Origin of the sequence: Winogradskyella sp. (genome assembly GCF_045105575.1) — a bacterium.
GTDB lineage: Bacteria > Bacteroidota > Bacteroidia > Flavobacteriales > Flavobacteriaceae > Winogradskyella.
This window is the reverse complement of sequence record NZ_JBGCDQ010000027.1, coordinates 23,789-47,892: the sequence shown is the minus strand read 5'-3', so window position 1 is coordinate 47,892 and position 24,104 is coordinate 23,789. Positions and strand designations below refer to the sequence as shown.

At 33.1% G+C, this 24,104-nt stretch carries 23 protein-coding genes; 5 read left to right on the top strand and 18 right to left on the bottom strand.

From position 1 onward, the window contains the following. Positions 1 to 13: 13 nt before the first annotated feature. On the top strand, positions 14 to 1,681 hold the full coding sequence (pafA, locus tag AB8B52_RS06950; RefSeq protein WP_406026554.1) for an alkaline phosphatase PafA: 1,668 nt from the start codon (positions 14 to 16) through the stop codon (positions 1,679 to 1,681). 46 nt (positions 1,682 to 1,727) lie between these two features. Here pafA and AB8B52_RS06945 read toward each other — a convergent pair whose 3' ends face one another. The 7 genes from AB8B52_RS06945 to AB8B52_RS06915 form a co-directional block, all read right to left on the bottom strand. Further along, complete coding sequence (locus AB8B52_RS06945) at positions 1,728 to 1,943, bottom strand: hypothetical protein (RefSeq protein ID WP_406026553.1); 216 nt, start codon at positions 1,941 to 1,943, stop codon at positions 1,728 to 1,730. A gap of 152 nt (positions 1,944 to 2,095) precedes the next feature. Next, positions 2,096 to 2,413, bottom strand: coding sequence for a hypothetical protein (locus AB8B52_RS06940; RefSeq protein WP_406026551.1), 318 nt, complete (start codon positions 2,411 to 2,413; stop codon positions 2,096 to 2,098). A gap of 83 nt (positions 2,414 to 2,496) precedes the next feature. After that, positions 2,497 to 3,798 carry an HlyD family secretion protein gene (locus tag AB8B52_RS06935; protein ID WP_406026549.1) on the bottom strand — a complete coding sequence of 434 codons (1,302 nt, stop codon included), beginning with the start codon at positions 3,796 to 3,798 and terminating at the stop codon, positions 2,497 to 2,499. Position 3,799: 1 nt separating this feature from the next. Beyond that, positions 3,800 to 5,989, bottom strand: coding sequence for a peptidase domain-containing ABC transporter (locus AB8B52_RS06930; protein ID WP_406026547.1), 2,190 nt, complete (start codon positions 5,987 to 5,989; stop codon positions 3,800 to 3,802). 124 nt (positions 5,990 to 6,113) lie between these two features. Continuing rightward, entirely contained in the window at positions 6,114 to 7,736 is a 1,623-nt protein-coding gene (locus AB8B52_RS06925; RefSeq protein WP_406026545.1) for a vitamin K epoxide reductase family protein, read from the bottom strand. 53 nt (positions 7,737 to 7,789) lie between these two features. Further along, positions 7,790 to 10,486, bottom strand: a complete 2,697-nt coding sequence (locus tag AB8B52_RS06920) for a CHAT domain-containing protein (protein ID WP_406026543.1) — start codon at positions 10,484 to 10,486, stop codon at positions 7,790 to 7,792. Beyond that, positions 10,479 to 11,006 (bottom strand): hypothetical protein, encoded by a 528-nt coding sequence (locus AB8B52_RS06915; RefSeq protein ID WP_406026542.1) that lies wholly within the window; start codon positions 11,004 to 11,006, stop codon positions 10,479 to 10,481. Before AB8B52_RS06915 ends, AB8B52_RS06920 begins: the two co-directional genes overlap by 8 nt. 106 nt (positions 11,007 to 11,112) lie before the next feature. Here AB8B52_RS06915 and AB8B52_RS06910 point away from each other — a divergent pair, with 106 nt between their 5' ends. The 3 genes from AB8B52_RS06910 to AB8B52_RS06900 are packed head-to-tail and all read left to right on the top strand — an operon-like array spanning position 11,113 to position 13,264. Continuing rightward, a complete protein-coding gene (locus tag AB8B52_RS06910) occupies positions 11,113 to 11,676 on the top strand; it encodes an RNA polymerase sigma factor (RefSeq protein ID WP_406026540.1) in 564 nt (187 codons plus the stop codon). After that, positions 11,676 to 12,455, top strand: a complete 780-nt coding sequence (locus tag AB8B52_RS06905; protein WP_406026538.1) for a hypothetical protein — start codon at positions 11,676 to 11,678, stop codon at positions 12,453 to 12,455. The genes AB8B52_RS06910 and AB8B52_RS06905 overlap by 1 nt, the downstream gene beginning before the upstream one ends. Positions 12,456 to 12,457: 2 nt before the next feature. Next, the gene (locus AB8B52_RS06900) at positions 12,458 to 13,264 is read left to right on the top strand and encodes a DNA/RNA non-specific endonuclease (protein WP_406026537.1); all 807 of its coding nucleotides are present in this window, start codon (positions 12,458 to 12,460) and stop codon (positions 13,262 to 13,264) included. 74 nt (positions 13,265 to 13,338) lie between these two features. Here AB8B52_RS06900 and AB8B52_RS06895 read toward each other — a convergent pair whose 3' ends face one another. The 4 genes from AB8B52_RS06895 to gcvP form a co-directional block, all read right to left on the bottom strand. Continuing rightward, positions 13,339 to 14,190, bottom strand: a complete 852-nt coding sequence (locus AB8B52_RS06895) for a glycosyltransferase family 2 protein (RefSeq protein WP_406026535.1) — start codon at positions 14,188 to 14,190, stop codon at positions 13,339 to 13,341. 73 nt (positions 14,191 to 14,263) lie between these two features. Beyond that, positions 14,264 to 14,800: a methyltransferase gene (locus AB8B52_RS06890; RefSeq protein ID WP_406026533.1), complete on the bottom strand. Its 537-nt coding sequence runs from the start codon at positions 14,798 to 14,800 to the stop codon at positions 14,264 to 14,266. 17 nt (positions 14,801 to 14,817) lie between these two features. Continuing rightward, the gene (locus tag AB8B52_RS06885; protein ID WP_406026531.1) at positions 14,818 to 15,876 is read right to left on the bottom strand and encodes a 3-oxoacyl-ACP synthase III family protein; all 1,059 of its coding nucleotides are present in this window, start codon (positions 15,874 to 15,876) and stop codon (positions 14,818 to 14,820) included. A gap of 173 nt (positions 15,877 to 16,049) precedes the next feature. Then, on the bottom strand, positions 16,050 to 18,899 hold the full coding sequence (gcvP, locus tag AB8B52_RS06880; RefSeq protein WP_406026529.1) for an aminomethyl-transferring glycine dehydrogenase: 2,850 nt from the start codon (positions 18,897 to 18,899) through the stop codon (positions 16,050 to 16,052). Between the two features lie 143 nt (positions 18,900 to 19,042). Between gcvP and AB8B52_RS06875 the strand changes: the two genes are divergently transcribed. After that, entirely contained in the window at positions 19,043 to 19,879 is an 837-nt protein-coding gene (locus AB8B52_RS06875; protein WP_406026527.1) for a hypothetical protein, read from the top strand. Here the strand turns inward: AB8B52_RS06875 and AB8B52_RS06870 are convergent. The 7 genes from AB8B52_RS06870 to AB8B52_RS06840 all read right to left on the bottom strand — a co-directional run bounded on the left by AB8B52_RS06870 (position 19,856) and on the right by AB8B52_RS06840 (position 23,876). Further along, on the bottom strand, positions 19,856 to 20,119 hold the full coding sequence (locus AB8B52_RS06870; RefSeq protein WP_406026525.1) for a hypothetical protein: 264 nt from the start codon (positions 20,117 to 20,119) through the stop codon (positions 19,856 to 19,858). The genes AB8B52_RS06875 and AB8B52_RS06870 overlap by 24 nt on opposite strands. Positions 20,120 to 20,149: 30 nt before the next feature. After that, positions 20,150 to 20,707 carry a sigma-70 family RNA polymerase sigma factor gene (locus tag AB8B52_RS06865; RefSeq protein WP_406026523.1) on the bottom strand — a complete coding sequence of 186 codons (558 nt, stop codon included), beginning with the start codon at positions 20,705 to 20,707 and terminating at the stop codon, positions 20,150 to 20,152. Between the two features lie 51 nt (positions 20,708 to 20,758). Further along, positions 20,759 to 21,658, bottom strand: a complete 900-nt coding sequence (locus tag AB8B52_RS06860) for a TIGR01777 family oxidoreductase (protein WP_406026522.1) — start codon at positions 21,656 to 21,658, stop codon at positions 20,759 to 20,761. Positions 21,659 to 21,669: 11 nt separating this feature from the next. Beyond that, positions 21,670 to 22,050 carry a hypothetical protein gene (locus AB8B52_RS06855; RefSeq protein ID WP_406026520.1) on the bottom strand — a complete coding sequence of 127 codons (381 nt, stop codon included), beginning with the start codon at positions 22,048 to 22,050 and terminating at the stop codon, positions 21,670 to 21,672. Positions 22,051 to 22,056: 6 nt separating this feature from the next. Next, entirely contained in the window at positions 22,057 to 22,407 is a 351-nt protein-coding gene (locus tag AB8B52_RS06850; RefSeq protein ID WP_406026518.1) for a hypothetical protein, read from the bottom strand. Between the two features lies 1 nt (position 22,408). Then, entirely contained in the window at positions 22,409 to 23,230 is an 822-nt protein-coding gene (locus AB8B52_RS06845) for a DCC1-like thiol-disulfide oxidoreductase family protein (RefSeq protein ID WP_406026516.1), read from the bottom strand. A gap of 142 nt (positions 23,231 to 23,372) precedes the next feature. Then, positions 23,373 to 23,876, bottom strand: a complete 504-nt coding sequence (locus AB8B52_RS06840; protein ID WP_406026514.1) for a GbsR/MarR family transcriptional regulator — start codon at positions 23,874 to 23,876, stop codon at positions 23,373 to 23,375. Positions 23,877 to 24,104: the final 228 nt, after the last annotated feature.

Here is a 24,104-nt window from a genome sequence, read left to right as displayed (position 1 = left end):
ATACCCTATTTAAATGAAAAAGAGCCTTGTCTTAATTGTATTTTCACTTTTATTAATGTGTTGTAATGCACAAAATACAGCAGTTGATTCCGTAGATAAATCGGAGATTTTAGAAACCAACGCGAGGCCAAAATTAGTAGTAGGTATCGTAGTAGACCAAATGCGTTACGATTATTTAACAAGATTTGACGCTAAGTTTGGTGATGGAGGTTTTAAACGTATGATGAGTGAAGGGTTTAATTGTAAAAACAATCACTTTAATTATATACCAACGTATACAGGTCCTGGCCATGCATCGGTTTACACAGGTACCACACCAAAATATCACGGTATTATAGGGAATAATTGGTACGATAAGGACACTAAAGAGATGGTGTATTGTGCAGGTGATGATAGCGTAGCATCTATAGGTACCGAAGATAAAGCAGGCAAAATGTCGCCACGCAGAATGCAAACCACTACTTTTGGTGATGAAAACAGGTTGTTTACACAAATGCAAGGTAAAACGATTGGTATATCTTTAAAAGATCGTGGTGCAATTTTACCTGCAGGCCATGCCGCTAATGCTGCTTATTGGTTTCATGGTAGAGACGAAGGATCTTGGATTTCGAGTTCATTTTATATGACGGATTTGCCACAATGGGTTAAAGATTTTAATACGTCGGAAGCTGCCGAATCCTATTTAAAAGAATGGAACACCGTTTACGATATTATGACCTATACAGAAAGTGGTCCTGACGAAAACACCTTTGAAGGCGGTTTTAGAGGAAAAGAAAAAGCGACTTTCCCTTATGATTTAAAAGCCTTGAGTGCCGACAATCGAGGTTTCGACATTCTTAAGGCGACACCTTACGGCAATAGTTTAACAGCAGATTTCGCCATGGCAGCGATTAAAGCTGAAAATTTAGGACAAGACGCCATCACAGATGTGTTAACCGTGAGTTTTAGTAGTACGGATTATGTAGGTCATAATTTTGGTGTGAATTCTAAAGAGATTGAAGATACCTACATTCGTTTAGATAAAGATTTAGAACGTTTCTTTAAATACTTAGACACAACAGTTGGAAAAGGAGAATATACTGTATTCTTAACCGCAGATCATGGAGCTGTAGATGTACCTAATTATTTAACATCTGTTAAAATTCCAGCAGGTTATTTAGATAATAGGGCCAGAAAGGAAAAATTTAATCTATTTTTAAAGGCTACTTATGGTACGGAAGAGATCGTAGAAAATATTAGCAATGATCAAATATTTTTAAATCGTGAAAAAGTAAAAGCTTTAGGCTTAAATCTAATTGATGTACAAAATGAAATTGCTTTAGAACAATTGAGTTATGAGAGTGTGTCTAAAGTGTATACAGCAACTACAATGAGTACCACGAGTTTTTCCACCGGAATTGAAGCGCTATTGCAAAATGGCTTTAGCCAAAAACGCTCAGGTGATATTATTTTAGTGAACGATTCTGCTTTTATTTCTTACGGCAAAACGGGCTCTACACATGGTAGTGGTTTAAATTATGATACACACGTACCCTTATTGTTTTTTGGAAAAGGGATTAAGCATGGCGAAACTTATGATAAAACGGTAATTCCCGATATTGCGCCAACCATCTCTGCGCTTTTAGGTATTAGTTTTCCTAATGGAGCTACAGGTAGTGTTTTGGGGTTTGTTATTGATTAAAATAAGGCCACCTATTTTGTATAGGTAGGCCTTATTAATGGAAGTATTAGCAAATGTATTCAAGTGCCCAACACCCACTATTACTACCATCATCATTTGAACGATCTGGAAAACCAGGCTCATCAGGACATTCTTCAAGATATACCTGACTATAACATGCTCCACCATCTGCTTTGGTTAGCCTGTTTGGACCAAACCCTCCAAAAACTTGCTTTTGTTCAGCTTTGTTTAAAGCCTTTCCGAAATTCATTAAATTTTTCATAATTAAACTGTTTAAAAATTAAATTAATCTTGGTCATTTAAAGACACCCAAGAGTTGTGTCTATTTCTTGGGTGTAATTATCTTTATTGAAGATTATAAATTTATTTTCTAATTTTTCAATAAAAAGAGTTTGACCTCATCCTTCTTAAATATTATGCCGTACAAAATCCAGAACTACTACCGCCCGTAAAGCAGGTCATTTGAACTTGTTCTGAGGTATAACCGCAACTACCAAATTGCCAACCAGGTGGGCAATCTGCTGGAACTTGAATAGTAGCCATTCCACAATCTGCATCCGAGGTGCAATATCCACTACCTGGAATCCCAGCGCCACCACCTCCGCCTCCGCAGTTTGGATCGATGTTGGTATTACAAGGCTCGGAATATTGAGTTAATTTGTTATTCCCTCCAAAAATTTGTTTTTGTTCAGCTTTATTTAAAGCTTTTCCTAAATTCAATAAATGTTTCATAATTAAACTATTTAAAAATTAAATTAATCTTGGTCATTTAAAGACACCCAAGGCTTATGTCTATTCCTCGCGAGAGAATATCTTTAATGCTTAAAAATATTTTTGAGCTGATAAAAGAAGCGCTCTATTAGCCTTAAGTCTTCAGTGATAATTTGTGCCTGTCCGCGCATTTCATATTTAAAATCAATATTTTTATTATAAGAGGTTGTCAATTTAGATGGGAGAGATACAGTTACTAAATAGAACCCATGTTCATCTGTAAAAAGGGATATAGATTCAATTTTACCCTTAAGTGTACCGAATTCATTATCTGGATAATTTTCGAGTTTAATATTTACAACTTGTCCTCTTTTTATTTTTCCAGAGTTTTGAGCTGGTGTTTTCAGTTTGGCTATAAAAGCCGAATTTTCTTTTGGAATTAAGGTAAACAATAAATCATTTTGATTAATGGTTTGGTTTTCTGTCCAAAGTTTTGAAAACGCTACTTTTCCGTCTATATCCGCAATAATGGCATATTTCATTTCCCAGTCTTTCAAGGCTCTTTTTAGTTGATTAAAGGATTGAATTACATTTTTAAGAAGACTTATATCTTCTCTTGTTTTTTTTATTGAAGTATTTACAGAATTTGTGTTTGCGTTGTTGATAGACTCCTTTAGTTGAGAAATTGAAGCATCTATATTAGCAAAATTTCGTTCGGCTTGGAGATAGTTTAGTTCCTTAGACTCTAAAGTTTGCTTTGCAATCACCCCTTTTTTAAACAGATGCCGTTGTCTTTCCAAGTCTTTTTTCTGAAATACTATTTCAGATTGGTTAATTCTTTTTTGAGATTTAAGTGTTTTGAGTCTTGAGTAGAGTTGACCTTTTGCAAACATATTGCCACTTTGTTCATTAGCAAATGGATCTAGGGTTTTATTTAATTGGTATTGGATATAGCTATTTTCGAATATCGCATATTGCGCATCTATATCACCTAAGAATAGAATAGGTAATTCGTCTAAAGGAAATTCAAAGTTAGTATTATCGACTTTAATGGTGTCAACAACAGATTTTAGTAAAAGGATGTGTTCAAAATTGGCAGTGTTTTCAATTATCGCTAGAATATTTCCTTCATTTACAGAATCATTGTCTTCCATTAATAGAGCGTCTAATTTGCCATTAACTTGGGCGTATTTTTTTTGAGGAGGTAGTTTAGTTGTAATTTGCGCTTCTGCGGCAATAACATCTGGATATTTTATAAACCACGATAAGAATAGAAACATCATAATAAATGCTAGTATGAGTACATTTCCATAACGGATCATCCAATTAGGAACTGCTTCTAAAAGTTCTTGCACATGTTCGCTTCTTAAGTCCACATGTGTGCTGTTAGCTTGTATATTTTCCATATTATTCACCGAGTTCTAATTGATTTTTTACGAGGTTATAATAGCTGGCTTTGTTTTCTGTCAACTCTTTATGATTTCCTATTTCTACAATCTTTCCATCATCCAGTACAACGATTTGATGTGCGTTTTTTACTGTGCTTAATCTATGCGCAATGACTACGGCTGTTTTATCTTTTAAAAACTTATTAAGTTTTTCCATAATAACTTTTTCATTATTTGCGTCTAAAGCAGAGGTAGCTTCATCAAAAAATAAAAGTTGTGGATTTTTATATACGGATCTAGCGATGAGTAAACGTTGCTTTTGCCCAGTACTCAGACCATTACCTTCACTACCGATTTTTGTGTTATAGTGTAGTGGGAGTTGTTCTATGTAGTCTGATATATTTGCAACATCAATCGCATATTTTAATCGTTCAGTGTCAATATAATCTTCTCCAACTGCAATGTTTTGGGCAATAGTGTCATTAAAAATATAACCTTCTTGCATCACCACACCACAATTTGAGCGCCATGCGCGTTGGGATATGTTATTTAAGTTAAAGTTTCCAATTGAGATTTCACCACTATCAATATCATAGAAACGAAGGAGAAGTTTCATGAGTGTTGTTTTTCCACTCCCACTGGTACCTACTATAGCAGTAGTTTTATTTGGTGGGATAGTTAATGATAGATTTTTTATAACGGGATCTAGTTCTCCTTGATATTTAAAAGAGATATTATTTAACTTTATATCTTCGAGTTTGGGTATTTCTGTGATTTTATGATCTTCTGGTTTTTCTTCATCATCCATATTTTGTATTTCACCTAGTCTTTCAATTGAGATTTTTGCATCTTGTAGTTGACGCAAAAAACCAATGAGTTGTACAATAGGACCATTTAACTGCCCAACCATATAGCTTATAGCCATCATCATCCCTAGAGTGATTTCTCCTTTAACCACTAAAGTAGCAGAGAGTACCGTAATAATCATATTTTTAAGCTGATTTATCAAACTAGATCCAACACTTTGGGTTTGTTCTAAAGCCAAGCTTTTGGTAGCAATTTTAAAGAGTTTGGCTTGCACGTATTCCCAGTTCCAGCGCATACGTCGTTCTGCATTGTGTAGCTTAATTTCTTGCATACCATTAATAAGTTCAATGACTTTACTTTGTGAGTCACTGACTTGCGCAAAACGTTTGTAATCAAGTTCTTTTCGTCTTTTAAAGAAGAATAGAACCCAAATAATATATATGCAACTACCAATTAAGAAAACACTAAGAATTTGTACACTATAGTGCGCCAAGATAAAAGCGAAAATGATAAAATTGAAGAAAGAAAAAATAATGGTAAGTGAGGATGTTGTGAGTATACTTTCTATTCGACTATGGTCTCCAATGCGTTGCATTAAGTCTCCTGTCATCCTAACATCAAAATAGGAAATGGGAAGTTTCATAAGCTTTATAAAGAAGTCTGAGATTAAAGAGATATTAATACGAGTGCTTAAATGCAATGAAATCCAGCTTCTTACAATCTGAAGAGATGCACCTCCTACAAATAATGCTAATTGTGCAAAAAGGATGAGATAAATAAAATCGAGATCTTGATTCTGAATACCAATATCTACAATACTTTGTGTTAAAAAAGGTGTAACAAGTTGCAGTAAGCTCCCTGCAATTAAACCAATGATTAATTGAACTATAAATTTTTTGTATTTAAAAAGATATTTAAACATAAAACGGAATCCAAATTCTTCATCTTTATCAAATTCTGTTTGATAAAAATTTGGCGTGGGCTCAATTATGAGCGCTATTCCTTCTTCCGTATTTTCATCTGCATTTTCTCCTATCCAAGATTTAATGAACTCTTTTTTTTTGTAGGTTATTAATCCATAAGCCGGATCAGAGATATAAATTTTACCATTCTTTATTTTATATAAAACAACGTAGTGGTCATTATTCCAATGTAATATGCATGGTAGAGGTGCTTCCGTTAATTTGCTATAGGCTAATTTAATTCCTAATGATCTAAAACCTATAGATTCTGCAGCATCGCTTAAGCTCATTAAGTTGCTTCCTAAACGTGTAGTTTCGCTTAATAGTCTAAGCTCTTGCGTATTAATTGTTTTTCCATAATGTTTAGCGATTATTTTAATACACGTAGGGCCGCAGTCTTTTGATTCGGTTTGTAGATATGTAGGAAACTTATTTTTCAAATCGGATGTATTTTATGTGTTTCAGACTATAGTTATAGCGATAAGTGAGCATACTAAATTCGTTGTGTCTATTATTCGCGAGAGAATTATTCAATATAAAGCTCTTTTTTAAGGGCTTTATTTGTCAAACTTCATGTTTTTCGACAAAAGGAGTGCTGAAGTTATTGGTTTCAAACTGCTCTATTAAATCTTCTATAAAGTGTATAAGCTCTCTACGGTCATACATTTTTGGATACGATTGTCCGTTGATTAGAATTTCTGGGGTAAAAGTGATATTGTTTTCTGAACACCAAGAATACTCATTTTGTAGAATTGATAAATATTCTTTTTGCTCAGAACACTCTTTCCATTTTTTTAACCAACCTTCTGTGGAGTAATCGCCATAGATATCGTTCATAGCTTGTAAACTCATCTTAGTATTTTGAGAATGGTGTATTTCTAGAAGTCTTGTCGTTACTTTAACGGCTGAGTTTAGAGGATCTTTGGGGTTTACGTTAAACCTTATGGATAGCTTTACCGAGTTAGAATAGTGTTTTAAAATTTCGTTTACTAATTGATGTACAGCTTTACAATGACCACACATTGGATTTGAAATCATAACAATATGGAAATAGCTATTAATATTCCCAAAAACCATTTCTTTAGTATCAGTTAAGTTAGTATTAATAATTTTTGATTTACTGAATTGATTATTAAACAGTTCAAAGTTTCTTTTAAATTTAAAATACTCAAGTTTTACAGTATTTAAAGCTTTATTTTCTCTTTGGAATTTTGATATTACTAACCAAAGTATACCTATACTAACTAATGATAACATTGTAATTAATATAGGTGTAAACTGATAGTTGGGCGAGAATTTAACTACAGAAAGAGCCGCTTGAGACCACATTAAAGTAACAACGCACAAACAGAGAAAGCACCATTTTTTAATAACAATAGCCTGGTAGTAGATAGAATATAATGTGATCGGTAGAGCAATAAGGCTAATTATTTTTGGGATAAAAATAGAGGTATTGCTCAGGGTTAAAATAATGGTTGCCGCAGTTAGCCCAGTGAAGTAGATAAAGCTTAAATCACTCAATTTTATATCTTTATATAGGGTTGCACCTTTAGAAGACAATACGGCATTACAGTTCTTTTTTTCAGTAGGGTTTGAGCAAAATGTACTCCCAAGCATTGTTGATTTGCCTTGCTCTTGTTTAAGGATAGTTGCTGTGATATAAATTCCAAATACAGCTAAAACAATAAAGAGGTAGTTTGTTAATTCAGCCTTAGAATTAATTAAGAGTAAAATCATTAAAATTACTGAGGTAATTGTAAGGCCTTTAATTAAATTGGATGTTGATTTTGAATTATTAATTTTGAAATTAGATTCAGCCTTGTCAACAGCTAATACAATACCAGTAAATTGTTCCAAAAATTCGGATTCTGATACCGATTGTTTATTTGTTTTATTAAAGATAAGAGAATATTGATTTTTGGCTTTAGTAACAACAACAAACTGCTTTGTTGAGCCTTTTTTAATTTGGGCTAAAAACGAATTGGGAAGTTGGACTAAAGTTTCATTAGTTTTTGGTACATCTAGCGCTATATTTTCTATGCTGAAATGATCTAAGACTCCAGTAACAGCATGTAAGCTTGGATAGGTAGGGTGTGTTTGGATTTGAAAGCTTAACTCATCAAAGTCTATTGTGAGCTTATTTTCTTTTAAGAGTTGTTGAACTTGGTAACTTAGTGCGTCTTTCACAGTAGTAAGATTTTTAATTCAACCTACTGTTCAGTAAAGATTAATTTGTTACCCTATTTTTTTAGTTTTTTTATAAATAGTATTAAAAGTGTAACTAATATTAAGAATCCGATAATTGTCCATTGCAAAGTAGATAAACCATTGTCTAAATCAATGCTACTTGTATCACCTATTAATACAAAAGAAGCCCAATAATATGGTGAAGTTTCAGAAAGAGAATGTGTTTCTAAATATTTCAGTTTTGCCATTTGGAGAGCTTTTGATTTGGTTTGACCTTTTTTTAAATTCTTATAAAATTCTTCAATAATAAAAGTGGTAGATTTATCATTTGCTGTCCATAGTGTGCTGGCAACACTATTAGCTCCAGAGTGAAAAAATCCTCTAGCAAGACTAAAAACACCTTCACCTTCCTTAATTTGACCAATAGCTGTATTGCAAGCACTGAGTGTTACAAGTTGAGCATTGTTTTGCGTATTGTATAATTCATTTAAAAATATTTTTTCATTCTTGAAGGCAATCCATGGCGAAATAGAATCGTTAGCATTTGAATGTGTAGCTAAATGAATAATTTTTGAGTTATAAATACCGTCTATAAAGTGTTTTTTCGTAGCTAAACTATCTAAATAGTAATTTCCGCTAATTAATTTTTTAAGTGTATTGATTTCAATAGTTGTATGGTTAAGACTTGTGAGTCCATTATTAAAATTAATGGGTGCAAAACCAACAATATCCAACTCACTAGTTCTCTTTACTTTACTATTTTGGTTTAAAAAACTTAATGAGTATGCATACGATATTTCACAATTATTTATAAGAAAATCCTTTGATTTGTTATTAGGTTTTAATGCTTCAAACGAAAGTACTTGTAAGTTGTAATCTGGTATAATTATAAGTTTTTTAGTTTCGTCGACAGTTTTAGGTATAAGTATATTGTGAAGTTCAATTGCTAAAATATTATAAAGTTGTTTGTCTTTATTTGTGCTAAAAGGGCTTGATGTAAGTTGGTTAAAACGACTAATTTTTTCTATTAAATCTTTAGTGTTTTTAAGGTGAAATAATTCAACATTATCCTGAGTAATACTTAATACATAACTATCTGTTTTATTCATCACATATTCCAAAATCTGGGTATGGCTGTCTAATGTTTTTTGTATGTCCTCAAGGCTGATTATTTCGCTAGGCATTTTAGAATCGTAATAATCTTTATATTCAGTTTGAAGTGCCTTTAAAAAGTTGGTATGTTTAATCTTTAAACTATTAAGTGCGCTGCTTAAAGAATCAACATTGTTTGTTTTAGCATTATATAAATTGTTTTCTATTGAAGAAATGGCTTTTTTAATTGATAATTCTTTTTCAATAATACTGTCTGGTAAATTGATGTTTTCTCGTAACTCTTTGTCTGAGAGGTTTTCTAATAACAATACAGCTTTCTTTTTCTCCATAAAATAAAAAGCTTTATTTATATCATTTAGTAAATAGCAGGTATGTATTGCCATCATATAAACATGAGATGCCTCTTGTTGCCAAAATAATCTAGTTTGGGTAACGCTACTCTCTTTTTTTACTTCATCAATTAATTGATCCGCCAGCATTAAGATGTTATGTGAAATATTCAAATCTCTCCTCTTTTCGTGTTTTTTATATTTTTTAAGATGGTAGAGTGCTTTATTTCTTAAGGTAAAAATGGTATGTATTTTATCTTGAGATAAGGATAGTGCGTCAAAACTAGGGATATATTCATAATTTGTATCACTAGTATGAGGTAATAAAAGAGATAATTCTTTGTTGACATATTTAATTGCTTCATCGAAATCGCTTTTGTTGTTGTAGTATTCTCCGAGATTGTTATACAGTTTAACTAAAATGGGATCATCAGCCTTTGCAAACATGATTCCTTTAGTAGCATATATAAGGCTGCTATCATTTTGTATTAAATTATACAAATAGCTTAAGTTATTATTAATTTTAACTATGCTAAAAGTGTCCTTAATTTCTAAGGCTTTTGTTAAGGCTTTTTTAAAGTGATATCGTGCTTTTTTAACATCTAAAACCTCTTCATTGCTATAATAATTTCCAAAATCAATTTCATTGTCTATGACGCCGAAATCATTTCCTACAATAAAATCATTTAGAGAATCTACGCGATGTAGAAGTTTTAATTTTTTCTTTAAAAAATTAGCTATATTAGTGTCGTAAGTATCATAAAAATCTGATAGGTTCGTATAGTTTATGACCAATTCCTTGTTAGAAAAATATTTGGGTTGAGAAACTCCCTTTTCAAAATAGATTAGTGCTTGGTGAAAATCTCCGAGTTTCTGATAACTTCTTCCTAGCTCGCAATATGATTGCAATGTCTTTTTGTCTAAATTAAAACTGTCTATTACTTTTTGATAAGCTTCAATAGCTTGGTAATAATTACCATTTCTGTAATAAAATAAACCCAAATTAAATATGGCATTTTTGTAAGCTAAACTATCTAATACTTTAAGACCAATGTCAACTTCTTTCTTTGCGAATTTTATTGCGCTTAAATAGTCTTTTTTACGATAGAAATCAATAGACATCTTATGATAAAAATCAACTAAACTATCTAGCTGTTTTTCTTTTATTAGTTCACTTGTAATACTATCACTAAATTTTACATCTGTTGGCTTTACCTGAGCGTTTAACTCAGGTAAAGCAACAGATATAAGACAAAAGGCAAATATGGTTTTTGTTATACCAAACTTAAAAATTAAACTTTTATTCACAGTGGATACCAAATCTATAATGTGCGATGTAAGGAATACCAGTCATAGATTCTATAGCAGGATCAAGATCTTTACCAGAAGACCCACTGCCTCTTCCTGTCCCTTCTATTATAAAGTTCTGGGTAAAGCTCATAACAATAATATGAGGACTATTAGGGCACGTAAAATAATTTACTGGGTTTATAATATTTAATGCATCATTAATTTCTTGTTGTGTTGTGCCAATATTAAATGTTACGGTTATAAAGTTTGTGGTATTTGTTGTGTTTATACTATTTGTCGTGTTCAGATCTGTTGTATTTATACCACGATTGTCCAATGGGTCGTTATTTACTAAAGAGTTATTGGTGCGATCATCAGAGTTTAGCTCCTCATTTGGCGTCTTTGCTTCACTAGGCGCAATAATTTTAGTAGAAATTTCAGTTTCCAAATTGTTTTCATTCAAAGATTCTTCAACAGAACAGCTGAACGCGAGAACCATAATAATGAGGCCTAAAAATCTAAATTGTAGTGTTTTCATAATTCTTAATAATTTTAAAGTTTATAACATCCTGTTCATTCAAAACAAATTTGTTACCCTATAAATATAAAAGTTTATTTTTGTAATTCAAGATAAAAGCAGACGATTGACAGATGATTCTCATTATTTAAACGCCTTACTAAATAACGATGCTAAAGTTATTAAAGCGATTTATAAAGATAACTTTTACAAAGTAAGGTTGTTTGTATGCAGTAATAAAGGACAACAAGAAGATGCCGAAGATATCTTTCAAAAAGCCTTGATGCAACTCGCGGTAAGGTATAAAAAGGAAAAATTTGTTATAAAGTCTAGTTTTGAAGCCTATTTGTTTACCGTGTGCAAAAACCTTTGGCGTAGAGAATTAAATAAATCTAAAATTAAGGTAACAAAAGATGCCATTATAGAACTAAAGGATGACAACCATGATATGGCCTTGGCAGTTTTAGAACAAAAACGATGGGAATTATTTACAGAAACTCTAGAATTAATTTCCGAGAATTGTAAACAAATATTGAAATTATATTTTGCTAAGACATCTTATGCAGAGATGATGGTGAAGTTTAATTATAACTCAGAAACTGTGGTCAGACAGCGCGTTTTTAAATGTAAAAACAGCCTAAAAGAACATGTTAAAAAGGATAATCGATTTAAAAATCTGATAGAATTGTAATGGAAGACGCTATTTTAATAGATAACTATCTAAAAGGATTACTATCTGAGAATGACCAAAAAGCATTTTTAGAACGCTTAAAATCTGATGCGCTTTTTCGTGAAAATTTTAAATTAGAAGCAGAACTTTTTAATGCTTTAGATGACAATAGTTGGAATTTTGTAAAGGCCGAAAATGACGAAGTAAAGGATTACGTAGAGCTTCTGGAAGCAGACGACCTAAAAAATTTGAAAAAAACCTTAGAGCAAACTAATACTGAATTCAACAACGAGAAAAAGGAGACTTCAAAACGTTTGTTTTACTATCTAGCCGCAGCATCGGTTGTTTTGTTTTTAGGATTCCAATTGTTGTTTAATAATAGTGTAACGAATCAAGATTTGTATAACGACTATGTAATGTTTAGTGATTTACCATCTTTCGTGTCGCGAAGTGATGACGCAAATGTGCTCATTGAAGCGGAGCGTTTGTTTGAAAACAAGAATTATTCAGAAGCGTTAGTCTTATTTAATAGCGTTAAGGCTACTCAGAAATATGATGGTACATTGATGATTTACACAGGACTTTCTGAACTTGAGTTGGGTAATTATGAAGCAGCGCTATTTACTTTTGATTATCTTACGGATAGTGATTTTTTAGATGCTGAAAAAGGCTATTGGTATAAAGCGTTAGCGCTTTTAAAGTACGATCAAAGTGAAGAAGCCAAAGTGTTATTAGATTATATTGTATCCAATAACCTGTTTAAAACTAAAGAGGCTACAACACTTCTAGACCAACTGTAATTTTGAAAAGAAAACCATTATACACCATCATAGCTGTTATCATTCTCATTGGTATTTTTGGCTACGAAATTTTTTTAAATAGTGAGGAAAAAACAGGACTCGTAAAAGAAGGCGAAACCGTCAAAGAAAACACCAATACGTTTTACCTGCCAACCAGTACGACCAATCAAATTGTGCATCATCAAAATTATTCGTTATCGTATAGTGAGTCTCACGAGCAAGCTGAATGGGTGGCTTACGAATTGAAAGCGTCACATATAAGTTCTACAAACCATAAACGACCTTATTTTGAAATTGATAAAGCCGTAAAAACTGGTGCAGCACATTGGCGGAATTATAAAAATTCGGGTTACGATAGAGGGCATTTAATTCCCGCAGCTGACAGACGATTTACAAAAGCAGCGCATGACGAAACTTTTTTAACCAGTAATATTAGTCCACAGGAACACGAATTTAACGCTGGTGTTTGGAACCGATTAGAGCAGAAAGTACGCTATTGGGCAAAAAAGAATAACGGTATTTTTGTTGTAACAGGTGGTATTTTAAAAGATGATCTAAAAACCATTGGCGATGAGAATGTCGCTGTACCCAATCAGTTTTATAAAGTGATACTAGACCACACTAATGGTCACTATAAAATGTTAGCGTTTTTATTAGATCATAAAGATTCTGACTTGCCCTTGTATAAATTTGTGGTTTCCGTAGATGAGGTAGAAGCCTTAACAGGCATTGATTTCTTTCCAGAATTAGATGATAGCATAGAAGATAAATTAGAAGCGTCTCGCAGTTATAAGCGTTGGAGTTTCTAACCAAATTCCTGAGAACGCAGGAATCTCAAAGTTGAAACGCAATAACTCAGTGAAAAGCCTTAGAATTTAGAATTTTATCTTTGGAATTTGGTTTTTATCCCGTTCCAACGCAACTCCCGAATAAATTTCCCCTCATCCTCAGACACCAAAAATTCAACTTTATCAGATTTAGCCTTATAATAACCAGCCATATAATCTCTAAACAATCGCAAACTTCCTTTTTTGTAAGCTAATTTTAAAGCAGAAATAAAAGTAATCCGAAAGCCATAACGCATTTTGTACATGGCTTCGCCTTGCAGATATTTAGAAGCCTTATTATAAGATTGTCCTGTGGGTTTCAGATGCTTTACATGAAGTGTTTCATCAGTTAGAATTTCCCAACCATGAAATTTAGCCAGCAACTCATCAACCGTATCCCAACCCATCGCTGGTTTTAGTTGTCCTATTTGGTTAAAGCAGTCTTTTCTGTAAGCTTTTAAAGCGCCTCTAATATGATCTTTGTTAGTGAGGTTTTCTAAAACCCAATTGCCATTTTTTTCAATATAACAGAAACCAGAAGCCATGCCTAATGTTGTATTAGCTTGGAAATGATTTGAGATTTGTTCTAAATAATTTGACGTAAAAATAAGATCTGCATCAAACTTGCAGATGATATCGTAGGCATCATCAAGCGCGTCTAAACCTTTATTAAAAGCATTTATAATTTTAGAACCAGGTAAATGGGTGTCTGACGACGTGCAATTCACAACGGAAACCCAGTGATATTTTGCAGCATAATCTTCAGCAATCTGTTGTGTATGGTCTGTAGAATTATCATTTACCACAACTACAGCCTTGGGTAGCAAAGTTTGTTGCACCAAAGATTCTAAAGTTTTACCAATATACGCTTGTTCGTTGTGCGCTGGTATGATGATGTAAAAATTCAAGATTCTAAATTTAGAATTTAAAGTTAAGCTATAAATATAGCTTTAGATACGTTGTAGCATCTCAATTTGTAATTTAGGAATTGGAGGTGGTTATCTTTTCCGCATAAACAATATAATAGCGCGGAGTAAAGAGACGAAGTAAAGGCCTAATTCCAATTTTTTTCACAGGATTTGTCCATTGTTGTCTGTCTTTTATAACCCAACCTGTTTTTTCTAAGAGCCAATTGAGTTGCCAAGCTTCAAACTCGTGGTAATGTCTATCGAGCATATCGGTTTTACTTCTATAAGCAGAAGAAAACCATAATTTTAAAGGCACACTAATGATAAGTTTATTCCCTTTTATTGATTTTAAAACTTCATAAGGAGACAATAAATGTTCGAAAATTTCAAAAGCAGTAACGACTTCTGCCGATGAATTTGTTATTGTCGATCTGTCTTCATCTAAATCTTCACCTGATGTATTCTTTACCTGATAACCTTCAGAAATCATAATGTCTGAAAATGGGTTTTTAACACCTAAATCTAAAATAGATTCTGTGGGTTTGATGTGTTTTTTTAGAAACTGAAGGCTGAGTTTAAAGCGTTTGTTTGGATATGTTTTTTCGTACATTAGGTTTTGAGAATCAATCAATACTGATAAACAATAGCATTAATATTCATACCAGCACCGACACTTGCAAACATAATAATGTCTCCTTTGTTGATGTCGTGATCTGTTAATTCACCTTTTAAAATCATATCAAATAAGGTCGGTACGGTAGCAACACTAGAATTACCAAGTGTATTAATACTCATTGGCATAATCCCTTCTGGCATCTCCATATTGTATAGTTTGTAAAACCTCTCTACGATGGCTTCATCCATTTTTTCATTGGCCTGATGGATCAATATTTTTTTGATATCAGTAATAGATTTGCCACTTTTTTCAAGACAAGATTTTAGAGCTGTTGGCACGTTGGTTAGGGCAAATTCGTATATTTTACGACCATACATTTTAATATATTTGCGTTTCTCTGTAATTTCAGGATGATTGGTTTCTCCAAAGAAAATAAAATGAGCTTCATCTAAAGCATAAGTAGCCGTTTCGTGTGCTAAAATACCACCTGCTTCGTCACTTTCTTCTACAATAACAGCGCCTGCACCATCACTATAAATCATAGAGTCTCTATCGTGTTTATCAACAACTCTTGATAAGGTTTCCGAGCCAATAACTAAACAGCGTTTGGCAATACCTGAAGCGATAAATGCTTTGGCCTGTATAACACCTTCGATCCAGCCAGGACAACCAAATAATAAGTCATAACCGACACATTTAGGGCTTTTAATTTGCAATAAATGCTTCACTCGCGATGCAATACTTGGTACGGTATCACTTTGTTCTTCATTGTGTTTTACATCACCATAATTGTGAGCAACGATAATATAATCGAGACTTTCTTTATCGATTTTTGCATCTTCAATTGCCTTTCCTGCAGCATAAAATGCAATGTCAGAATTTAATAAGGCTGCTTTGATATAGCGTCTTTCTTGAATACCAGTAATTGCTTTAAACTTTTTTACAATAACTTCATTCGGACTATTAATAGCAGAGCCATCAGCATTTAAAAATTGATGATTATAGAAATCTTCATTTTTTTCAACAATGCTTGGTATATAACTTCCTGTGCCTGTTATTCTAATCGTCATGGTTATTTAGTTTCAAGTATACGAAATTAACTAATATTATAGAGTTTTCAATAATTTACGGTTTTAAAGCTTCAATTTTTAATGAATTCTTAATAATTGGTATTTTTAATTTATAAAACACAAAAAAAGTATTCGAAATGAATACTTTTTTTAATGTTTATAGATAAGGTAGGTTATGCTTCCATATATTCTTCAATAGGAGCACAGCTACAAATTAAATTACGATCACCATAGGCATCATCGACGCGTCTTACACTTGGCCAGAATTTATTGTCTCTAACAAAGTCTAACGGAAATGCAGCATGCTCTCGACTGTATGGCAATAACCATTCGTCTGACGTTAGCATGGCTAAAGTATGTGGTGCGTTTTTCAAGGTATTGTTCGGTTCGTCCTTAGAGGCTAAGTCAATTTCTTTTCTAATAGAAATCATAGCATCACAAAAACGATCCATTTCAGCTTTATTTTCGCTTTCGGTTGGCTCAATCATCATAGTGCCTGCAACAGGGAATGACACTGTTGGTGCATGAAAACCGTAATCCATTAAACGTTTAGCGATATCTGTAACTTCAATACCATTGGCTTTAAAATCACGACAATCAATAATCATTTCATGAGCTGCTCTACCATTTTCACCTGAATATAAAGTAGGGTAGTAACCTTCTAAACGTTCTTTAATGTAATTTGTATTTAATATGGCAACTTCAGTGGCTTTTTTAAGTCCTCTATAGCCCAACATTTTAATATAACCGTATGAAATTAAACAAGCTAAAGACGACCCAAAAGGGGCTCCAGAAATTGCAGAAATCGCTTGGTGTCCTCCTGTTTTTATAATTGGATTACCAGGTAGAAACGGTACCAATTGTTTGGCTACGCAAATTGGGCCAACACCAGGTCCACCGCCTCCATGAGGAATAGCGAAGGTTTTGTGTAAGTTAAGATGACAAACATCTGCACCAATATTACCAGGATTAGTTAAACCAACCTGAGCATTCATGTTTGCTCCATCCATGTAAACTTGTCCTCCATTATCGTGGATGAGCTGTGTGATTTCTTTAATTGCCGATTCAAAAACACCATGTGTTGAAGGATAAGTGACCATTAAAGCAGCCAAATTATCTTTGTGTAATTCGGCTTTTTCTCTTAAATCATCAACATCAATATTTCCGTTTTCTGAAGCTTTGGTTACCACTACTTTCATACCAGCCATAACTGCACTTGCTGGATTTGTACCATGAGCAGAAGATGGAATTAAACAGATTTTTCTGTGATGATCGCCACGAGATTCGTGATAGGCTTTAATAACCATTAACCCAGCAAATTCACCTTGCGCACCAGAATTAGGTTGTAAGGACGTTGCTGAAAACCCAGTAATTTCTGTTAATTGATTTTCTAATGCATTCAGCATTAATTTATAACCAATAGGCTGATCTAGTGGTACAAATGGATGCATATTTCCCCAACTGCTCCAACTTAGTGGTAACATTTCGGAAGCTGCATTTAATTTCATCGTACAAGAACCAAGAGAAATCATAGAGTGGTTTAAAGCCAAGTCTTTACGCTCTAAACGTTTAATGTAACGCATCAATTCGGTTTCGGAATGGTACTTATTGAAGACCTCGAAACTTAAAAAATCAGATTGACGTTCTAAGGATTCAGGAATGGTATTACTGTTGGAAATAGATTTAATTTTATCAGTCGTTTCTCCTGTGACACTTTCAAAAATTGAAATGATCTCATTTAGATCTTCAATATTTGTGGTTTCATTAATTGAAATGGTTACAGTATTGGTATCTGGATAATGAAAATTAACTTCACTTTTTTCAGCTTCATATTTTACCTTAACCGCATCTGCTTTTATTTGAAGCGTATCAAAGTAATGAGAATTTACTTGTTCTAAACCTAAGTTTTTTAAGGCATTGGCAAGCGTAGAAGTTGCATTATTTACTTTGTTAGCAATAAAAGCTAAACCTTTTGGGCCATGATAAACGGCATACATACCTGCCATAACCGCTAAAAGTACTTGGGCGGTACAAATATTAGATGTGGCTTTATCGCGCTTAATGTGTTGCTCTCTCGTCTGCAGTGCCATACGCAAAGCTCTGTTGCCATTGGTATCTTTGGTAACACCAATAATACGGCCAGGAACATCACGCTTGTAAGCTTCTTTAGTGGCGAAAAAAGCGGCATGTGGTCCACCATAACCCATCGGAATTCCGAAACGCTGTGTGGTACCAACCACTACATCTGCACCAAATTTCCCTGGTGCTTCCAGTTTAATTAAACTTAAAATATCCGCAGCAACAGCGACTTTAATATGCTCAGCGTTTGCTTTTTCTATAAATGATTTTATATCAGTAATCTGTCCGTTTTTACCAGGATATTGTAATAAGGCACCGAAGTACTCTTCAGAAAGATTGTATTCTGCTTCATTTCCAATGATTAATTCAATACCAATAGGATTTGCTCTCGTTTCTAATAAGGCAATGGTTTGTGGTAATACTAAATCAGAAACAAAAAACTTATTGACATTCGCTTTTTTCTGAGCACGATCTCTCACTGCAAATAATAAGCCCATAGCTTCTGCCGCAGCAGTACTTTCATCTAAAAGCGATGCGTTAGCAATTTCCATACCTGTTAAATCGATAACCATAGTCTGGAAATTTAACAAAGCTTCTAATCTGCCTTGGGCAATTTCAGCTTGGTAAGGTGTGTATGCCGTATACCAACCTGGATTTTCTAAAATATTACGCTGAATAACTGCTGGTAAATTAGTGGGATGATAACCTAAACCGATATAAGATTTATAAACTTTATTGAGTTTAGATAAATCGTAAATATGATTTAAGTAGTCTTGTTCGCTCATTGCAGCATCCAAGTTTAAATCTTCTTTTAAGCGAATACCATCAGGTATCGTCTCAGCAACTAATTGTTCAATACTTGTAACACCGATAGTGTTTAACATGGCTTTTTGTTCGTCTGAATTTGGGCCAATATGTCTAAGTGCAAATGAGGTCGTATCCATTAAAAAATAGCGTTTAAGTTTTATCGAAATCTTTAAAACAATTTCTGTGCAAAAATAAGGATTTAGCCTTTCTTTTTAGTTAAGGAAAACTAAAGTTTTTAACCGAAACTAGAGGTTATTAACACAATGCCTATTTTTGTTTTATGCAAGTGTTAAAACGCCTTTTCAATTTTTATTTAAATAGCAGTATCCATGTCGCATTTGCAGCATCGGCTTTGGTTTGGGTTACGTTGATTAAATTGGGAATTAGGTTCGATAAAAATCTCGTATGGTTTGTGTTTTTTGCAACCATAACAGGCTATAATTTTGTAAAGTATTTTGGAATGGTAAAGTTTCATCATCGCAGTTTAACGGGTTGGTTAAAAGCCATTCAGGTATTTTCTTTCGCAGCCTTTTTAGCCCTTTGTTATTTTGCGTTTTATCTTGAAGTTGAAACACTATTGTTGATCAGTATTTTAGGACTTGTGACGTTTTTTTATGCGATTCCTGTGATGATTCCGAAGCGTTATTTGTTTGATGATTACAAAAATTTAAGACAAATAGGTGGCTTAAAAGTGTATGTGATCGCTTTGGTTTGGATGTTTACGACGGTTGTTTTACCTCTCGTAAATAATGACATGAACATGAATCTCAATATGGTAATTATCAGTATTCAGCGTTTTTGTTTTGTGTTGGTATTAATGCTACCGTTTGAGATTAGAGATCTGAACTATGACAGTTTGAAACTTGCCACCATTCCGCAGAAAATAGGCATAAAAAAAACCAAGATTATTGGTGTTTTGCTGTTGATGCTTTTTTGGATGTTAGAATTTCTTAAAGATGAATTGAGTGAAAATGCGATTATTTCAACTCTAATGATCACGTTCGTTACCACCTTTTTTATGGTATTTTCAAACAAAAATCAATCTAAATATTACAGTGCTTTTTGGGTAGAGAGTTTGCCAATTATTTGGCTGTTAATTTTGTTGTTCTTTAGCTAATTCTGCTTTAAATTGTTCTTCTAATTTATTTCGTTCTTCAGTTTTAAGACAATTTATGTCAACTTTATCTAATGCTTCTGATAGCTTGTAGTTTCTGCTGGAGTAGCTTTGAGTGATGCGGCAATAAGATAGGCGTATTTTTAACTTTATGATTTCCCATGCTGACGCTTCATCATATTGCGATTTATCACAAAGATGTTTGGCTTCTTCACAGCTAATAAATAAAAAACTTTTTTTCATTTTTTGATATGCTATTACAATGATAACGTCTTAATTAAACCAATTATCTTCCATGCACTCTGCAAGAGAGGTTCTGGCTCTATGTATGATTACCCAAAGGTTAGACGCAGTGATATCTAATTCATTACAAATTGTTTCTGTGTCGTAGCCTAAAATGGTTTTCATTTTAAAAACATCCGCTTGTTTTTCGGGTAATTTGGCTAAACAATCAAAAATAGCATTACCCAATTCTGAATTTACCAAAGTGTCTTCAGCCGTTTTATCAAAAGGATCTGCGACGCGTTCTTCTAGCCAATCTCCTTCAGAATCTTCACTATGGTTATAACTCATTCTAACTTCGGCTTTACCTTTATTAGAATTAATTTTACGGTAATGATCTATAATTTTACGTTTTAATATTGAAATTAACCACGTGCGTTCACTCGCTTCACCTTTAAAATTCTTCATAGACTTAAGACCAGCCAAAAAGGTTTCTGATATTAAATCTTGTGCAATATCTCTATCATTTACACGCGTGATGGTATAATTGAAGAGGTAATCTGAATATGAAGTCACCCAATTATTTGGGTCTATTTGATGCTTAGGCATTTTTGTTTTTCATTGCTGACTCAAAAATAGTCTAAAATTATGAGAATTAAATCACGATTTTAGAAGTGCGTTTAAAGCAGCTTCAATTTTTACATATTTAAATTCGAAACCTTTGTTTGTTAATTGTTCGGGAATCACATTTCGGCTTTTTAATACCAGTTCAGGTTCTGTACCGATGATTTTTGCACCAAATTTGAGTAACCATTTTGGGTGCGAAATTCCAAAAGGCATATGTAATACCTGTCTTAAAGTTTTCATTAAATGTGCATTGGTAATGGGTTTAGGCGAAACTATATTGAATGTGCCTTCGTGTTGCGCTTCGATTAAAAAATCAATAGATCGTGCAAAGTCGGTTTCATGAATCCAACTTACTTTTTGCCTACCATGCCATTGTTTGCCGCCTAAGCCAAATTGTGTTAGGCGTTTTAAAGGCAGCAAGGCACCACCATTTTTGCCCAATACTATGGATGTCCTTAAAATAACTTTTTTCGTTTTTGGTGTGGTGATGCTGTTAAAAGTCGCTTCCCAAGATTTGGCAATATTCATTGAAAAATCGTCACCAATAGTACCGTTTGTTTCGGTCATTTCCTTGGTGTAGGAATCTTCATAAATGGTTGAGGTGGACATATTCATCCAAAGTTTTGGCGGATTTTCACATAGGTTTACAGCCAAGCCTAAAGCGTGTGTGGAATCGATACGAGAATCGTGAATCAGTTTTTTATTCGCGTCTGTGTATCTACAATCTACTGATTTTCCGGTGAGGTTGATTAAGACGTCTGCATTTTCGAGTGTTTTGGTCCAATCGTCTAAGTCCTTTGCATTCCAATAGATATGGTTTTCTTTTGTGGGTTTTCGAGTTAAGATCCTTACAATATATTCCTTTTTTAAAAAATGAGTTTCTAAAACCTGACCTAAAAATCCGGTACCACCTGCGATGATTATAGTTTTCATAATTCTAAAATTTAAGTCGTTATGGTTTTTACTTGTTTGGATTTGCGTCTGCCTCTAAAGAATAAAAATAAATTCAAAAATAACATGATACCAAGATAAATGGTAAATCCGCCAATTTTTTTACTCAGAATTTCCATTAAGGTTTGGTAGCTGATGTCTGTGTTGCGATCGGTGTATATTTCCATAATAAAAAGTGCGAAACCAATATTGATAAGATAAAACCCTATTTCGAATAATTTATTGGTTGCCAAGGCAATGTCTTCCTTTCCTTTAAAAATATCGATCATAAATAACCGTCCGTTTTTAAAGAGTAATTTGGAAATATAAATGGTGAGCACAATAACAATTGGTAAATAAATGAGGTAGCCGATAATGATTTTTGAATTTTCCATGATGTATTAATTTAATAGTTTTTGTTTGTTAATGTATTTGAGAATAAGAATATTATTGTAATGCATTATAGCCAGCACTATGATAATACGACCTAAGGTGAAGCTTAGTGAATTAATGATATCGATTATACTTTCTAAATGGTCCCAGTAAGCAATGGTTAAAATGGCATAACCGATATTTAATAAATAGTAGCCAATGAGCAATAGGTTGTTAATACTGGTGACGAGCGCTTGGTTGTGTTGAAAAAGGTTCATTAAAAACACTTCGCCATTTTTGTAAAATAACCAACCCACTTTGAACATTATAAAACTAATAATGGGCAAGTAAATGAGATATGCGATACTGTTTAGGCTCATATTAAAAACTTAAAATTAGTATGAGAACTAGCACACGGTAAAGCACCCAAGTTGCGGATAAATATGTTGGTAGCTCTAGTAGTTTTATACGTCTTATATGTTCATAGAGCATCATTGTCACGGTGATTCCAAACCATCCAAGTAAGGCGAGATCTGGTAAATTAATTAAGGAATGCATCACTAAAGCAGGTATAAGAATTAAACTTCCCATTAATGAAATCGTCATAAGATGACCCATATAATTCACTTTTTTTTGAATGTTTAATTTTGAAATACATACCGTTTGAAATCCAATTTGTCCCATAGCAATCAGGCATTCTCTTAAAAAGTTAGATTCTGGAATTACACTTATTGTTTTACTAAACTTGAAGAGTACGATGCTCGTTACCAATGTCGCAAACAGGATGTAAAGCGTTCTGTATTTGTAACTAAAATCTGGCACACATTGAAGGGTTTCAGTTTTATATTCCTTACTCGGAATGATCACTTTTCGGTTATAAGAAATAAAAGAATACAGCTTTTTTAGACCAAATTTTATCGGTTTTAGGTTACCGACAAAACCTATCCAAGGTACAGCGTGACCGATAACTTTGAGCATGCTATCAATACCATAAATTACGGTTTTGTTTTTTGTATTCATAAGTGCGATTTCATTTGTAGCTCTTTTGAGATCTACAAACTGTTGGTCGTTACGGTCTAAATCACTATACGCTTTTCTGCCGTTTTGGTCTAAAATTTTTGCTTTTATAAAAGCACTAGTGTAGACATTACACAATGGACAATCGTTGTCGTAGAGTAGGGTTTGGTTTTGTAGTGTTTTCATCTTTTTTATATTTTTAAACTTTCAGAAAGTATTGAAAGTATGATTTAAAAAAATATAGAGTCTATTTTGAGTCGCTATATTTCTTGTTTAGGACTTTTTTGGTTAGGAGTTATTTTAATCATTTTTACGTTCATTTTGTTTTCTATTTCATCAATTTAAAGACCGACTTTGTTAACCAATTTTGTTTTTGGTTGACCATTTTATTCATTAGGGTGTCTAAATCTTGTGTCAGGTCATTTAAAGCTTTGGTTTGTTTAATGAGTTCTTTCGTTTTTTCGGTGCCATCATCTTTGATTGAAGAGACTTCTTGTAACACCTTAATCACTGGTCTAATTTCTCTACGGCTGCGTTCTTTGGCGATAATTCGTGCTAATTCTTGTACGTCTTTTTCAGTGGTGAAAAATTCTTTACGCTCACCAGAAATTAAAACTTTGGTTACAATTCCCCAATCCATCAGTTGTCTTAAATTCATACTGGTGTTACCACGAGAAATTTTAAGCTCGTCCATAACATCTTCCATAGATAAGGGCTTTGTAGAAATAAAAAGTAAGGCTTGTATTTGAGCCATGGCTTTGTTTATGCCCCAAAGTGTACCTAAACTTCCCCAAGTACTTATAAATTTTTCTTTTGCTTCTTGATATATCATATAACAAATATACAATAATTTTTAAACTTTCAATAATTATTGAAAGTTTATTTTCACTTATTATTTGGTTTAACAGTGGTACGACTCCTCTGGAGTCGTGTTCTATCAATCATGTAGTTTTTTACAAACGTTAGATGTCTCTGACATCTTTTGATAAGTATTTAATATTAACCGTCGATTTTTTATTCAAAATGGATAAAATTTGAGAAAATCTTGATAGCGCTTTGT

What these genes read in the sequence shown, in the direction of transcription:
- pafA (WP_406026554.1), top strand. Translation starts at nt 14, where the DNA reads ATGAAAAAGAGCCTTGTCTTAATTGTATTTTCACTTTTATTAATGTGT.
- AB8B52_RS06945 (WP_406026553.1), bottom strand. Translation starts at nt 1,943, where the DNA reads ATGAAAAATTTAATGAATTTCGGAAAGGCTTTAAACAAAGCTGAACAA.
- AB8B52_RS06940 (WP_406026551.1), bottom strand. Translation starts at nt 2,413, where the DNA reads ATGAAACATTTATTGAATTTAGGAAAAGCTTTAAATAAAGCTGAACAA.
- AB8B52_RS06935 (WP_406026549.1), bottom strand. Translation starts at nt 3,798, where the DNA reads ATGGAAAATATACAAGCTAACAGCACACATGTGGACTTAAGAAGCGAA.
- AB8B52_RS06915 (WP_406026542.1), bottom strand. Translation starts at nt 11,006, where the DNA reads ATGAAAACACTACAATTTAGATTTTTAGGCCTCATTATTATGGTTCTC.
- AB8B52_RS06905 (WP_406026538.1), top strand. Translation starts at nt 11,676, where the DNA reads ATGGAAGACGCTATTTTAATAGATAACTATCTAAAAGGATTACTATCT.
- AB8B52_RS06890 (WP_406026533.1), bottom strand. Translation starts at nt 14,800, where the DNA reads ATGTACGAAAAAACATATCCAAACAAACGCTTTAAACTCAGCCTTCAG.
- AB8B52_RS06885 (WP_406026531.1), bottom strand. Translation starts at nt 15,876, where the DNA reads ATGACGATTAGAATAACAGGCACAGGAAGTTATATACCAAGCATTGTT.
- gcvP (WP_406026529.1), bottom strand. Translation starts at nt 18,899, where the DNA reads ATGGATACGACCTCATTTGCACTTAGACATATTGGCCCAAATTCAGAC.
- AB8B52_RS06875 (WP_406026527.1), top strand. Translation starts at nt 19,043, where the DNA reads ATGCAAGTGTTAAAACGCCTTTTCAATTTTTATTTAAATAGCAGTATC.
- AB8B52_RS06870 (WP_406026525.1), bottom strand. Translation starts at nt 20,119, where the DNA reads ATGAAAAAAAGTTTTTTATTTATTAGCTGTGAAGAAGCCAAACATCTT.
- AB8B52_RS06865 (WP_406026523.1), bottom strand. Translation starts at nt 20,707, where the DNA reads ATGCCTAAGCATCAAATAGACCCAAATAATTGGGTGACTTCATATTCA.
- AB8B52_RS06860 (WP_406026522.1), bottom strand. Translation starts at nt 21,658, where the DNA reads ATGAAAACTATAATCATCGCAGGTGGTACCGGATTTTTAGGTCAGGTT.
- AB8B52_RS06855 (WP_406026520.1), bottom strand. Translation starts at nt 22,050, where the DNA reads ATGGAAAATTCAAAAATCATTATCGGCTACCTCATTTATTTACCAATT.
- AB8B52_RS06850 (WP_406026518.1), bottom strand. Translation starts at nt 22,407, where the DNA reads ATGAGCCTAAACAGTATCGCATATCTCATTTACTTGCCCATTATTAGT.
- AB8B52_RS06845 (WP_406026516.1), bottom strand. Translation starts at nt 23,230, where the DNA reads ATGAAAACACTACAAAACCAAACCCTACTCTACGACAACGATTGTCCA.
- AB8B52_RS06840 (WP_406026514.1), bottom strand. Translation starts at nt 23,876, where the DNA reads ATGATATATCAAGAAGCAAAAGAAAAATTTATAAGTACTTGGGGAAGT.